Source organism: Brachyspira sp. SAP_772 (genome assembly GCF_009755885.1).
In the GTDB taxonomy this organism is placed as follows: Bacteria; Spirochaetota; Brachyspiria; order Brachyspirales; family Brachyspiraceae; genus Brachyspira.
Genome location: NZ_VYIX01000074.1, coordinates 1 through 882 on the forward strand (window position 1 = coordinate 1; position 882 = coordinate 882).

The window sequence follows — 882 nt, forward strand, 5'->3', positions numbered from 1 at the left end:
ATTCCATTAAGTCCGCCTACTATTAAGAATAATATATCTTCTAGCCAACCTGCAATAGGTAAACTATCAGGAACTAAATCTACAGGTGAAATTGCATATATAACTGCTAMTATTAAAGGTATCCAAGGTTTTATTCCAGATTTGGCAGTTTTATTTTTTGTATATTCACTCATAAAATAATCTCTATTTTTGGAAAAAAGATGTATAAAAATCTATATTGAAATATATTAACTTGCCTCAGCAATCTCAAGCATTCTTATTATAAGGCTGTTTCCTTTAGTTTTTGCTATACTGTAAGCTGTCTCTCCGTCTTTKGTTTTGAGAAAAACATTTGCTCTTTTATTTATTAGAAGTTTTACCATTTCGGCATTATTATTTTCTACTGCCCACATCAAAGCGGTATATMCRTTTCTGTCAGCTATATCAAGTTTAGCACCTTTCTCTACAAAAAGTTTCGCTATTTCTGTATTATTATTATTGATTGCTAAAACTAAAGCAGTATGTCTATCATTATTTACTACATTAAGGTCTGCTTTCATATCTATAAGAAACTCTGCTACTTGCATGTTTTCTTTAGTTATTACTTTTAGAGATGCTATTCTCATAAGAACCGTATTGCCGTTATTATCTTGTACATTTATATGGACTTTTTTATTATATACATAGTCTTTTACTCTCTCCATATGGGCATAACTAGCCCAAAATAAAAAACCTTGCTCATCTGCAGTTATATTATATAAATTCGATGAAAACAATGTAAAAAATATAAGTAGCAATAAAGTATTTCTCATTTTACAACCTCAACAATATATAAGTATAACAAAATATTGATTTTTCTCAATATTTTTTATGATAATCTATTATTGAAAATTATTAAATATA

General features: G+C 27.6%; 2 protein-coding genes. Both read right to left on the reverse strand.

The features are described 5' to 3' along the window. Positions 1–173 (reverse strand): DUF1232 domain-containing protein (locus GQX97_RS12660; protein ID WP_157152248.1); only part of this gene is annotated, 173 nt, incomplete at its 3' end. 54 nt (positions 174–227) lie between these two features. Then, on the reverse strand, positions 228–791 hold the full coding sequence (locus tag GQX97_RS12665) for an ankyrin repeat domain-containing protein (RefSeq protein ID WP_157152249.1): 564 nt from the start codon (positions 789–791) through the stop codon (positions 228–230). Between the last annotated feature and the right edge of the window lie 91 nt (positions 792–882).